Raw genomic sequence first — 13,634 nt, 5'->3', positions numbered from 1 at the left:
TTCATCACCAATGCCTTGAGTGCTATCGCTGCTTACTGTTTTTTTCCAAAGAAACCGTCTATCTCTTTGGAGTTTGTGACAGATAACCAGCTAACTTTGTTCTGATTGCTTATATCGAACTCACGTTAATTAAGATGTATTGTGGGCTATGCCATAATAAGTACAACTATGACACAGCCCATTTTTTTAGTTACGGGGGGTATTGATGACAGCTTTATAGGCATCAATAAGGCCATAGCCATATTTAATATTCCATGTTCCATAAATTTTATTGGTGCTGTAAGGAATACTGCCGACCTTTTTCGTATTCTTAGCAATAATCTCACGGACTTTCTTTGCCGTCAGTGATGGGTTCCGTTCAAGAATCAATGCAGCTAATCCTGCAACGTGAGGACATGCCATGGAAGTTCCACTAAGTTTCCCGATTTTATTATCAGGCAATGTAGATAATATATTAGTACCCGGTGCGGCGACAAGTAGATTTGGACCATAACAAGAAGTAGTTGAAAGACTTCCATTCTCAGTCATATTGGATACAGCGATAACATCAGGACTATAATCTCCAGGGTAAGATATATCATAGGTTGGATGTAATCTTGTATAATTGCCAGCAGACTTAACGAATACACAGCCCTTGCCTTCACGTCCTTTTGTAACTGCGTTATCAATTGCTTCTTCCAACAATTCGTTCTTTTCACACCACCATGAGCAGGAAATGACATCCGCACTGTTTTCCCATGCCCAATTAATTCCATTTGCCAGATTGGATTCCAAATTAGAGGTCAAAGATAAGCTATTGCTGACAGACATGAGTTTAGCATCCGGCGCGACACCGGCAACTTGAATTCCATTGTTTCTTACAGCAGCTATAATACCTGCACAATGGGTTCCATGATAGTCATATAATTTGCTGGGAGATGTTTTTGTCTCTGTGTCGTAACTCAGTGGGTAGATATTGTCACGCAGATCCTGATGATTCAAGTCGATTCCCTGATCGATGACAGCGACCTTTATTCCTCTTCCTGTGGCGTAACTCCACGCCTGACTTAATGAAATATCCAGATCTTCGTATTGGGAATTATACAATCCCCATTGTTCGTATACGTTTGGGTCGTAGGAGATTTCAAGAGCGTCAAACGTAAAGCTTGGAAATGCTGAGGCGAATTTTCCTGTTTCGTATATCGCATTGGCGATTTCAACCGAATTATGTCCGGGAGCATTCTTAACCCGCAGATTATACCATAAGGGCATAAAGGGGTTCTGCTCTATGATTTCGCAGCCATTCTGTTGCGCTATAGTCTGAAGATTTGAATAATCTGTAGCTGATTTAAGCTTTACATTGATGTACCCGTTGGGGATAAGTTCATTCCCGCTTACTGACTTATAACAGGGCAGAATGTTTACCGATGCAGATGGATTTGTTGCAATGGCACGCTTGATTGTGGTGGATGAAGACAGTTCATACACCTTGATAAGACTGCGTGTGTCCGAAATTGTTTTGACAAGCGTGAACCCGTTTGACTGAGAGAGGGATACATTTTCTGTTTTTGGAGCAATCGATACAATCTTGGTCGCATCCTCGCTCAACGGCATTTTTGTGCCATGATAGTAGTAGAAACTATCCTGTGCAGAGATTGATAACGACAGACAGAATGCTGCTACCATGAAAGTGATGAACTTCTTCATGATGTGATTTATTTGATTGTTATTTTTTGAGTTGTTATTCTATTTCCTTTATCAGCATACGAAATGATATATATACCGTCTGCCAGTTTAGGCAACAGACAAGTGCCGTCCACGACGGAATCCGAGAAGGTCATTCTCCCGGAAAGGTCAAATACCTTTATCATTCCTTGGGAATGGTTTCCTGAGACATGAATACAACCATTATGGTAGGCTAAACGGACTTTATCATTCTCGGAAACTATATTGTCAATACCCGCCTCTTTAGGATTGACCACCGCACGGATGTTGAGACCGTAAGCTTTTTGGGACGAATGCCCTGAAGAAAATCCGGCTAAATCCACCAACATAGACATTCCTACATTGCTGGGTTCAATTGGTCTGCCGTTATAACCGTACTCCGGCATTTCAACCCCTGTCCAATAGGCTGCGTCGGTATTATGAAATGGATCCTGTTCGCCATTCCATAAACCGCCCCCACATATCGGCAAGAATATGCTGTGTTCATTTGGTCCATATATCCTTACGCCTCGGACGCCATTTTCTTCAGAAAGTCCGTTGCTCCAGCATAACATCTGCAACTCATAGCGTTCCTGTTCATTGGGAAGCCTCCAGCCGCTGCCCCACTGATAACGCGCCGCATCATATTCGGTTCCGCATATGTCAGCACCGATATTCTCAAGAACAACCCATTCGCCATTATTCGGGTCCACTTCATATCCTTCAAAGAACTTATAGCTTTCCCAAGAGAAATCTTCGCGAGGCTCCACTTCCCCCCATGCGAAGTAATGTCCCTTTTCATAAGGGGAAGTCGCTCCTACATTATAAGTAGCCCATAGTGTACCGCTTGGAAGCCCCAGATTCACATATTCATGTCCTCCGATGATTCCGTCCGGTTCGCTTGGAGCCGGTGGTTGCGGCTCCTCAGCAAAACAATTTATTGCCAGACTACAGATTAAAGGAGTAATTAAATACTTCATAAGCATTATTTTACGTAGTAGAGAGGCATTATATCTCATGCCCCACTACTACAATTCATTATTATTTAATAGCTACTTTCTTTGATATTACACCATTTGATGTCTCAACGCTTATGACATAGATTCCCGGATGATTTATATTAAGGGAGGATGTCGGTATAATCGCACAGGATTCATTACAGTTGACAGAACCAATGCGATTACCTGCCAATCCATATATCGAAACTTTATGAATAATCTCAGTCGTATTGATTGAGAACGAGTCATTTATATTCGCAGGGACGGCAATCTGTACAGATTCGTCTGTGATTGACATCTCAGTTACACCGGCAGTATTAGCGGCTTTGGCTCTTGCCTTAGCCACGGACTGCGCAGCCCCCTCTGATATTCGGGCTACTATATTACAGCGTGAAGTAGGCTTTGATGAACTGTAGTTGCTGACACTTATGCCGGATGTCTTCATGAAGTACTTCTGAGAAATGTAGGAATCCCATGTAGACAGATTGTATTGTTCTCTTTGTGCACTTGGCGCATCGTCATTGAAGCCTACGATTTTATCGACATCAGCTCCGTGGATGAACAGGTACGGATCATCTGTACCGAAGTTATTGCAGCAAGTAAATGTAGCGTAATAATTACCATCGGCCGGAATAACACATGATTTATATGACAAGGTTATAGGTGTGTTTTCATAATAGTACGCACCGTTTACATTGACATCAGCCAAAGCGGAGCCACCATTTACAGCATGACGTACTCGTACAAGATATTGACCGGATTTAGTAATTCTCATTTTTGCAGTAGCTACCTGCATTGATGAATTCAGGGTTTTCTGAGAAGGAAAGACCCAACTCAATCCCTGCATTTCCTCAGAAGTGGCCGGAGTATATAGAACTCGAAATTTTACATATGGTCGAATTATAACAGAACTCTCAGCCAATGGATTCAAACTTGTCAGATTGATAACGCCAGGATTAAGAATGCCAGAATTAATCGGCGTAATAATCGGATTGGTCGGACCAATGAGTCCAGAACTTTTAGGCTCAGAGCCGTAATATACTACATCAATCTTGTGTGCGGCTGAACTTGAGGAAGTGATGAAGATTTCCTGTCCCTTTGTGAAGCTGAAGGTCTTGTAGAATGTATAGTTCAGAGGTACATTTGAAAAATGCGCCGGTCCCACTCCCGTTGCATCACTTGCATACACCGTCATACCATCATCTTCTGGAATATCATAAGTGACACCAGCAGCAGCGTCATCAAGATATTCTTCGTAGGCCTCTGAGGAGAATGTTGCATCAGCATCATTCAAGGACACTTTGAGAGTCTCGACTTCTGGAAACTCAGGCGCCAGAGTTGCGATGGTGATTACATTTGTACCTTCTGTCATATCGAAGGTCTCATGTCCATCAACACGTACTGCCTGCCAGTTGCCGACAGTTGGAGTTATGGAGCCGATGTAATTGTCGTTCACGTAAATCATAAACGACGAATAGCTGTTGTTGGCATACTTGGATGGCAGAAGCCAGAATTCCGTGTAGTACGAACCCGCCTCGGAAGCCTCGACCTCGAAACTCTTGAAGTTGTAGTTGCCATCCGTAGATTCGGATACTCCCGTTATGGGGAGGACTGATGTTGGAGAGATTTCGATTCCCGCAACTTCTTGCGCCGCAGTTGTCGGCACATTCGCTGTTGCAAGCACTATGCCGGCAGCAATCATGAGTAGGCATTTCTTTCTCATTGTGTTTGTGTTTAAGGTTATTATTATGGTTTATTCTCAAAATACACACTTACAATCATTCCTTCTATGCGCGGCAAATGATGGTGTATTCATTCGTCATAGAGGTATCAGTCAATGATTTTTCCCGTAGCTACCCAATCCGCACCATCGATGCGTATTATGATTAGTCCATTATAGTTACTCGGAATATCCAACACCACATTGACACATGGAGAGTAGTCTAATGTATTACCGTTTTCATCACAGAGGTATATTTGTGCAATCATATCCTCATTACCGGCAACTTCTATCTGTCGTGCCACATTGTCGTAGAAAACATCAATTGGGAGTCGCATCGGAGAACGATGGACAGTTGTGTTTTTATCTACATGACCTTTTCGGTAAATGGTCATGAACACCCCGCTTTTGGCAGCGGTAGCCTGAATGGCAATGGAGATTAAGACTCCAATCAGAAGAAGATACTTTTTCATATCGTGCTTTTTTATTGGTTTATCTATAGCAAAATTACTGCTGAAAAAGTTTTCATGCAAGAAGAAAAGTTTGACGGTTGATATTTTTAACACATTAGTATTTAACTTATTACAACTATGGAGGTGCTTCTTTTCTGCTTTGGGAAGCCAAAAGTTTGACGGCAATAGTCCATGAGCCACATACATTGGGTTTCGTAGCTTGGTAATTATTCTTTTGCATTATCCAATCTTCTAAAATAATATATGCTGGAGTATGCTTTCCCCATTAGAACCCGGATATTGGGAAAAACACACTAACAAAAGAACCGTAAAAAATGAGACAAGCAAAAGCAATGTTCGCCAACTGATATAAGATATGCCCTTACATTTTATCATGTAGGTGTTTTTTCTGAAAAATGAAGTAATATTCATCATAACGTTATTTGTTGTTCATAAGTAAACACAAAATTACAATGGCCGTTATTTGCATTCAAGAATAAAAGTTTGACACAAGCCTACTGTATCCCTCTAAATAACAAGCAGATGTCTATTGTCTTAAATGGGCTTTCCGCGTGGTCAAGGTCAAAGTTTGACACACTGGATTTTAATGGGGCAAAATGAAGAAAACAGATAAAAAGACAGTCCATTTGCCTAACAAGGCAATGGACTGTCTTAATGAATGGGGTTAAAAGGAAGCCCAGCTGATTTATAATTGTTTCATCAGCTTTCGAATGTAGATTCCAATATTGGTCTGATGCTCGTCAATACCCAGTTTCTTGCGAACATCGCTACTAATATGATAATGTCGTTTCAACTGCATATATTCACCGGCTTCTTTTCCCCGAAGACCAATGGCATAAAGACAGACATAGTTGATTTCAGATTCAGTCAGTCCGTGAGCTTCCAGATATTCTATAAATTTGGGATGTGAAGCTTTGAACGCAAGACGAGTAGTATTCATAAACTCATCTTTGTCCTGAATGAGTTGGTCTCTCCAAGCCCCATAGGGTTTAGCATATGAATCATTTTCTGTAATCTTGGTGGCTAATAACCCGTTCAGCATCTCCATCCTTATCTTGATTGCATCTGCTATTGGTTTGGCAAGGTCTTTTCGCTTCTCCAAAATCTCTTTAAGAGAAGCACTCTCATCCTCCAACTGTTCAATTTTAAGATGAAGATTCTCTGCGACCAATGATTGACGCTCACAATCCAATTCGGCCGCTTGTTTTTCAAGAATTGCATTATGCCTTTCCAGCTCAAGCTTTTCATTAGCCTGTTGAAGATTCTGCCTTTCCAGTTCTGCCTGATGGTTTCTCAGTTCAAGATTCTCGTTTTCCTTTTTGAGATTGTCTTGCTCAAGTCGCAACCTTTTTTTCTCCTGATCATCCAATAAGCCTTTCGCTTTTCCCAATCTGTAATGATAGTAAATATATCCTGTAATACAAAGCAACACCAGAGCCATACAGAGACACAGCCATATTATTTTATCTCTCTTTTGCATCTTCTGCATATTGCATCTCTCCATCTCGTGGCGTTCTTTGGCAAACAGCAAATCGTGAGAAAAGATATTCAAGTGTATGGAGTCTATAGTAGTTAAAAAGTCTCGGTAGGCCGATAAAGCTCCTGCAAAATCACCATTTAGTTCAAGGATATCAGGCTTGATTGCCAAAAGTTTCAGAGATTTTGTCAAGTCTGAAACTGAATCTATTGAGTCTATAAAACGTTTGGCGTTATATGAATCTCCAATTTTACAATATGCCTCTGCAATATCTATTTTAACAGCATCGTCAATAGAATCCAATGAGTTACAATAATCAAGAAGTTCAATTATATCATCTTTATCTCCGAAATTAACTGCATAAGATAAAAGATATGGAGAAAATAAAGATCCCAACTCCTCATTTTCACTGACCCTCTGCTGAGCCACAAATAGGACGCTGTCTGCGAGTTGTTTGTTATTAGTAATTATACCTCCGTCCAATACATTGGCAAGGCATGACATTTCGTAGCCATCTTTACCAATACCCCTATACAACTTGGCTGCGTAAAGATTGTCATGAATGTAATCGTCGAATTTATATGTAGTATATAGAATCGTAGCTTTGGCTACCATAAGGTTTGCCATAGTAATAGAATCTTCTGATTGTCCAAAATACTCTCTACCGCGCATAAAACTTTGTATCGCTGAATCATTGTCTCCCTGATTTTGGTATATGCGACCTTGATAGTAGTAGGTCTTCAGTTTTTCGTCAGGGGAACCGTGTTTTAGATAGTAGTCTATAGCTGGTTGAAGGATGTCAAATGTTGTCGTGTCAATATAATTTTTATCCAAAGCTATGGATTTGAGCAAGGCATACCGTGCAACTTCCTCATTGCTGATAAAATCGGAAACTTTGACTCTGTCCAGCAACACAAGGGCAGAATCTGGTTTTGTCTCCATAAGTTGTTCTACCACATCCAGTTTTTCCCATACTTCGCTGTGTCCGACACAACCAACCGCTGTTATAATAATAGATAACAGCAGTACACAAACATAAAATTTTATTGGGCGTTTACTCATAAAAAGTTCATTATTCTACATTGGTCTGATATAGTCGTACAAGTTCTTCATCATAAAGGCTCATTACCTCTAAATCAAGAAGATGTGCGATTTTCAATAAGGTAAGGATATCTGGCTGAGAAGAGTTGGTACACCATTTGGAGACTGTGGTCGGATTCACCTCCAACTGGTTGGCAAGCCATTTGCTTGTCACTCCCTTTTCGTTCAGAACGGTCTTTAGCTTGTTGATTTTAGACATTATGATGATTTTTGGTTGCAAGTTTAATGAAAATATTTCATCTAAGCTAATTTTTCAGCCCATAAAACACATGATTAGTAGTGATTTGACCGGCAAAATCCTGCTCTAAACGGGCAAATGCAAAATTACCCGATTCGTAATGAACCGGGTAATTTGTAGGGTGTGTCGGGGTCTGAATTTCGGTGTGGCGATTATCTCGGTAGGGTGGAGTAATCGCGGGAATATCGCAACATCTGCGGGATATAATCCTCGCTGTAATCGACAGTCACGTCGGTCACATTGCCGTCGGCATCCTTTACAAGAGTGTAGACCGGGTTTACAAATCCCTTATAGGGAGCTATGTCAAGATGAGAATAGCGGTCGAGCACCTCCTTGTGGATTGCGGGGTCAACCTTTACCGCATATTTCTCCACCAGGTCACGGCCTGCCTCGTAATCGCCCTCGCTCTTGATGCGCTGTATCTCTCCGAGCAGCTGACCGAAGAGGTCGCGAAGTTTGCGATAGTCGTTGATTTTGATGAATGTCTTGCCATCTTTTTTCACATATTCCACTACATTGTCGGCTTTACCGTGTTCATATGCCCACTCTGCGATGAGCTTGCGGTTGCGCATGTGGGCTTCTTCGACATCTTTGCCCGGCTCTATGCGCATCAACTGGGTCATGAGTCCGTTGAGCATGTATTTGTAATATTCTGCCTTGTAGGCATCGGGATTGTCGAGCAGACCGAGCTCAAGCAGCTTCGGGTCGGCAAGATAGTATAGCGCAAACAGGTCGGCACGAGCCTCCTCAAGAGTTGAGCCGTGGGCTTTCAACGCATCCTGGTCAACACCGGGCAGCAGGCGGCCGGAGGCGTGTCCGAGACACTCGTGGAGGTCGGTGTGTAGATTATCTGTGATAAACAGATAGTCGTTTAGCAGCTGACGTGTAGGCTCGTCGATTACAAACTCTTCGTTGAATCCGTCGCCGTGGGATGCCTCGTCGTAAGCCTGGGTGATATTTTCCAGCGTAACTGATTTTGAGCCGTGGGCGGCACGAATCCAGTTGGCGTTAGGCAGGTTTATGCCGATAGGGGTAGCGGGATACGCGTCACCGGCAAGTATCGCCGCGGTGATTACCTTTGCAGAGACACCTTTCACCTCGTCTTTACGGAATGAGGGATTTACGGGGCTGTGGCTTTCAAACCACTGCGCGTTGCCGCTTAACGTCTCGGTGCGCGCCGACGCTTCTTTGTTTTTGAAATTGACGATAGACTCCCATGAGCCGGTCATGCCCAGCGGGTCGTCATATGACTCGATGAATCCATTTATGAAGTCGACCTGTGAGTCGGTTTCTTCCGACCACAATATCGAGTATTCATCAAATGTTTTCAGGTCGCCGGTGGTGTAAAACTCGATAAGTTTGTCGATATAAGCCTTCTGCGCCGGGTTTTCAGCATATTCCGCAGCCAGTCCGAGCTCTTTGACAATGCGCTTGATGGCATCGGAGTAGAGTCCGCCTACCTTGTAAGGCTGCTCCACTACTTTTCCGTCGATTTTTATCTTTCGGGTATTGAGTCCGTAAGATATCGGAGTGAGGTTGGTAGTGTCTTTGATTGCTGCATAATAAGCCTCTACTTCAGGCTGGGTAACGCCTTCATATATATTTGTCGCAGAGGTGAGAATAAGGTCTTCGCCTTCAGCCTGGTTTACTTTCTTGGGCTTGACAGCAGGGTCAAAGATAAGGGCGAGAAGTGTCTCCTGATTGGCAGGGCGCTTTTCCTGAGGGAGAAGATTGATCTGTGACACCAGAAACTCTTTGCTGAATCCTGGCGTGAACTTGTCCATCGAATAGTGATGGTGAAGACCGTTGGCAAACCAGATCTGTTTAAGATATTTCTCAAATTCCTTGTACTCACCGGAGTTTTTGTCGCCCTTATAGTTCAGATAAATGTTTTCCATAAGGTCGCGGACGGCAAGATTGTCTTTGCCGTTCTGATCCCAGAGGATGTCACGTCCGGCAAGCGCTGCTTCGGTAAGATGGTATATGAGGAGTTTCTGCTGCAGAGAAAGATTTTCAAAGTCGGGGACTTTGTATCTCAACACCTCGATGTCAGCGAAGCGGTCGGTAACATATTGGAACTGGTCTTTGTCTTTAGCCATTGCATTGATGCTTGTAGCCATTGTGAGCAGGGCCACGCCGGCGGTTTTTATCTTATTAATCATTATAGGTATAGGGTACTTCTTATTCGACATATAATATAAGCCCTTTCAGGTATTCACCTTCGGGATGATAGATGTTGACCGGATGGTCGGCAGGCTGAGTCAGCTGATGCAGGATGCGCACCTTCCTGCGGCTCTGCGCGGCAGCCGAAAACACTGCGAGCCTGAACTGTTCGCGGCTTACCGCCTGCGAGCATGAGAAGGTGAACAGGATGCCTCCCGGGGCAATCTTCTCAAAAGCCTTCGCATTAAGCTTGCGATAGCCTATAAGCGCGTTTTTCAGTGCGCTACGGTGCTTGGCAAACGCCGGAGGGTCAAGGATGATGAGGTCGTAGGGGGTGTCCATCGCCGATAGAAACTTGAACGCGTCTTCGGCATAAGAGCTGTGGCGGGTGTCATCGGGGAAGTTAAGCCTTACATTGTCATCGGTCAGGGCAATGGCCTTTGCCGAACTGTCGACAGAGTGGACAAGTTCCGCGCCGCCACGCAAGGCATATACAGAGAATCCGCCCGTGTAGCAGAACATGTTGAGCACCTTGCGGTTATGGGAATACTTCTCAAGCAATGCACGGTTGTCGCGCTGGTCGACAAAAAATCCGGTCTTCTGACCTTTCAGCCAGTCGACATGAAATTTGAGCCCGTTTTCCTCGGCGACGTTGGTTGAAAATTGTCCGATTATATACTGGTTCTGCGGGTCGAGATGAGCCTTGTAAGGTAAAGTCGTCTCCGACTTGTAGTAGACATTCTTTATGCCTGCGTCAGGGAGGTTCACGAGTTCGGCGGCTATGATGTCGCGCGCAAAGTGCATTCCCGGAGAGTGGGCCTGCAACACAGCCGTGTCGCCATACACGTCGACGACAAGTCCCGGCAGGAAGTCGCCTTCTCCATGAACAAGCCTGTAGGCGTTGTTGTGGCGGTTTATGAGCTTCAGGGCGCGACGCAGCTCATAGGCGGCGTTAAGGCGCTCGCCGTAAAGGGCGGCATCGACCGCCGCGTCGCCCCAGGCAAGTATCCTTACGGTTATGCTGCCTATCTGATAGTGTCCGGTGCCGATTACCTTGCCGGTAGATGACACTACTTTTACCGTGTCACCCTCCTCGACTGTTTCGGGCAGGTGTGCGACAGCACCTGAAAACACCCATGGGTGCAGGCGTTCGAGCGATTGCTCCTTGCCTTTTCTCAATACTATTTCAGGATAGTCCATATCGTTGTTTTATCGGAATATAAATCGGTAGATGTCATTGCCGTTGGCATAAAGCAGAAGCAGGATAAGGAATGCCATGCCCGCAATCTGGGCATATTCCATAAACTTCTCGCTTGGCTTGCGGCGAGTGATAATCTCGTAAAGAAGAAACATTATGTGGCCTCCGTCAAGCGCGGGAATCGGGAGTATGTTCATGAATGCGAGTGCGACTGACAGGAAAGCGGTGATTTCCCAGAATGCAAGCCAGCTCCACTTTTCAGGGAACATGTTTCCAATCGCCCCGAATCCGCCAAGGCTCTTCGCTCCTTCGGCGGTGGCTACATATTTCATCGAGCCGACGTAGGCCGACAGTTTGCCCGTGCCGATTTCCCATCCCTTGGGTATCGACTGGAGCAAGTTATAATGGCGGGTTACCACGGGATATATGTCGGTAATCGGCTTCAGCTGTATGCCGATTTTTCCTGCCGCCGTAGGCTTTACCGGCACAGTGATAGTGTCACCGTCGCGCACTACTCTCATCCCTATTGTCTCTTCGGGATGATTGGCAAGCTCGGCGGTAAATTCGGTGTAGGATGGTGTCGGCGCATCGCCTACGGCGACTATGTGGTCGCCTGCGAGCAGTCCGGCTTCCTTTGCCGGCTCGCCGTTTACCACACTTTGCACATAGACAGGCAGCCTGTAGTTAAGAAATCCCTTGTCATCGTTCAGCCGGAATATGAAGTTTTCGGGGATGGCTATGTCTACGGTGTCTTTATGGTTGCGCAGTACGGTGATTTTCTTAGCCTCCACCATTTTCATGAGGTGGTCACCGGTGGAGATGTCAATTTTCTCGCCGTCCACGAGCAATGGTATGTCACCGTTTTTAAAGCCTATCTTCTGCGCCGCCGGCACATAGTCAAAACCTTCATATGCCTGGTCGAAGGGGATATATTTTTCTCCCCAGTACCATGCGATGCCGGCGTAGATAAGGATTGCGAGAACAAAATTCATCAACACTCCGGCAACCATGACCAGAAGACGCTGATAAGCGGGCTTTGACCTGAATTCCCAAGGTTTTGCCGGCTGAGCCATCTGCTCTTTGTCCATTGACTCGTCAATCATTCCGGCGATTTTCACATATCCGCCCAGTGGCAGCCATCCGATACCATATTCGGTGTCTCTCCATGTGGCACGCTCGTTGCCGTCGGCGTCGGTCACGGCTTTCTGCTTTTTCGGCTTCCATTTCAATAGGGAAAACCAGGGGTCGAAAAACAGATAGAACTTTTCAACCTTTATGCCAAACATGCGGGCAAATATATAGTGTCCGAACTCATGGATTATTACCAGAAGTCCGAGCGCAAGGATGAGCTGTAGCGCTTTTATCAAAAATGTTTCCATTGTTAATAAGTGATTGTAGATATTTACGTTTTGAGTTGCTTATAAGAGAGATGAGGCATAGGCGCGAGTCTCGGCGTTGGTAGCCACGTAGTCGTCATATGACGGGGTCGCGATATAGGGTATCGCCTCAAGTGATTTCTCGATTATGCCGCGTATGCCGAGGAATGGAATCTGCCCTTTCAGGAAGGCGGCGACTGCTATCTCGTTTGCCGCGTTTACCACACACGCCACATTGCCGCCCTTTTCAAGCGAATGGTAGGCGAGGCGCAGCAACGGGAACCGCTCGAAGTCAGGCTCGAAAAATTCAAGCGACGCGTAGTCGGCTATCGTGAGTCCGGGGCGTTCCGATGGCAATCGGTTGCCGCAGCCGAGCGCGTAGCGTATGGGCAGGTGCATGTCGGGCAAGCCGAGCTGGGCTTTTATGGAGCCGTCGACAAATTCCACCATTGAGTGAATGATCGATTGCGGATGCACGACTGCATTGATTTTTTCAGCTGGAACATCAAACAGCCACCGCGCCTCGATGATTTCAAACGCCTTGTTGATCATAGTCGCCGAGTCAATGGTGATTTTTGCCCCCATCGACCAGTTGGGGTGGGCAAGGGCGTCTTTCACGGTCACGTGTTCCATCTCTTTGAGCGACATTTTGCGGAACGGGCCGCCCGAGGCCGTTATCAACAGCCGGCGTATCGACTCAGGGGTCTCGCCGGTGAGCGACTGATATATCGCGGAATGTTCGGAGTCGATGGGCATGATTGTCGAGCGCGATTTCGCGAGCCGACCTGTCACCAGCTCTCCCGCCACTACAAGTGTCTCCTTGTTGGCGAGCGCTATCTCTTTGCCATGCTCAATGGCTTTGAGCGTGGGCTCAAGTCCGCTGTAGCCTACCGTGGCTATCACGGCAGTGTCGATTCCGTCGACCGATACCGCTGCCTCAGCCACTGCCTTGCTGCCCGCCTCTACCTGTATGCCGAGCGGCGAGAGCGAGTCGCGCAGTCGTTCGTAGCCGCTTTCGTCGGCTATCACCACTTTGTCGGGGCGGTGTTCGATAGCTTGCTTTTCAAGCAATTCGACATTAGAGCCTCCGGCAAGCACCGATGCGCGGAACAATTCAGGGTATTCTGAGATTATATCAAGTGTCTGTACGCCAATCGAACCTGTACTTCCGATTATAGCGAGTTGTTTCTGTTTCATTATATATATT

Annotated in this window: 10 protein-coding genes and 1 pseudogene; 1 reads left to right on the top strand and 10 read right to left on the bottom strand. The window is 45.5% G+C overall.

Features of this window, described 5'->3' with window-relative positions; all coding sequences use genetic code 11:
- Positions 1–105 (top strand): annotated as a pseudogene (locus tag E4T81_RS15970) (IS982 family transposase); the annotation flags it as partial.
- 81 nt (positions 106–186) lie between these two features.
- Here E4T81_RS15970 and E4T81_RS15050 read toward each other — a convergent pair.
- From E4T81_RS15050 to dxr, 10 genes are all read right to left on the bottom strand, one after another.
- Entirely contained in the window at positions 187–1,686 is a 1,500-nt protein-coding gene (locus E4T81_RS15050) for a S8 family serine peptidase (RefSeq protein ID WP_135046006.1), read from the bottom strand.
- Between the two features lie 8 nt (positions 1,687–1,694).
- Positions 1,695–2,663, bottom strand: a complete 969-nt coding sequence (locus E4T81_RS15045; protein WP_135046004.1) for a T9SS type A sorting domain-containing protein — start codon at positions 2,661–2,663, stop codon at positions 1,695–1,697.
- Between the two features lie 61 nt (positions 2,664–2,724).
- Positions 2,725–4,404, bottom strand: a complete 1,680-nt coding sequence (locus E4T81_RS15040; protein ID WP_135046002.1) for a T9SS type A sorting domain-containing protein — start codon at positions 4,402–4,404, stop codon at positions 2,725–2,727.
- Positions 4,405–4,511: 107 nt separating this feature from the next.
- Positions 4,512–4,874, bottom strand: coding sequence for a hypothetical protein (locus E4T81_RS15035; RefSeq protein WP_135046000.1), 363 nt, complete (start codon positions 4,872–4,874; stop codon positions 4,512–4,514).
- A gap of 685 nt (positions 4,875–5,559) precedes the next feature.
- Positions 5,560–7,413, bottom strand: a complete 1,854-nt coding sequence (locus E4T81_RS15030) for a hypothetical protein (RefSeq protein ID WP_135045998.1) — start codon at positions 7,411–7,413, stop codon at positions 5,560–5,562.
- A 10-nt stretch (positions 7,414–7,423) separates the two neighbouring features.
- Positions 7,424–7,651, bottom strand: coding sequence for a helix-turn-helix transcriptional regulator (locus E4T81_RS15025; RefSeq protein WP_135045996.1), 228 nt, complete (start codon positions 7,649–7,651; stop codon positions 7,424–7,426).
- Positions 7,652–7,842: 191 nt separating this feature from the next.
- The gene (locus tag E4T81_RS15020; RefSeq protein WP_135045994.1) at positions 7,843–9,852 is read right to left on the bottom strand and encodes a dihydrofolate reductase; all 2,010 of its coding nucleotides are present in this window, start codon (positions 9,850–9,852) and stop codon (positions 7,843–7,845) included.
- 19 nt (positions 9,853–9,871) lie between these two features.
- Positions 9,872–11,053, bottom strand: a complete 1,182-nt coding sequence (locus E4T81_RS15015; RefSeq protein ID WP_135045992.1) for a class I SAM-dependent rRNA methyltransferase — start codon at positions 11,051–11,053, stop codon at positions 9,872–9,874.
- Positions 11,054–11,062: 9 nt separating this feature from the next.
- Positions 11,063–12,430, bottom strand: coding sequence for an RIP metalloprotease RseP (gene rseP, locus E4T81_RS15010; protein WP_135045990.1), 1,368 nt, complete (start codon positions 12,428–12,430; stop codon positions 11,063–11,065).
- 39 nt (positions 12,431–12,469) lie between these two features.
- Positions 12,470–13,624, bottom strand: a complete 1,155-nt coding sequence (gene dxr / locus E4T81_RS15005) for a 1-deoxy-D-xylulose-5-phosphate reductoisomerase (RefSeq protein ID WP_135045988.1) — start codon at positions 13,622–13,624, stop codon at positions 12,470–12,472.
- Between the last annotated feature and the right edge of the window lie 10 nt (positions 13,625–13,634).

The sequence above is a fragment of the Barnesiella sp. WM24 genome, from assembly GCF_004570975.1.
Lineage (GTDB): Bacteria > Bacteroidota > Bacteroidia > Bacteroidales > Muribaculaceae > Muribaculum.
Note: the sequence above shows the minus strand (reverse complement) of the source record. Positions and strands in the feature narration are given on the sequence as shown.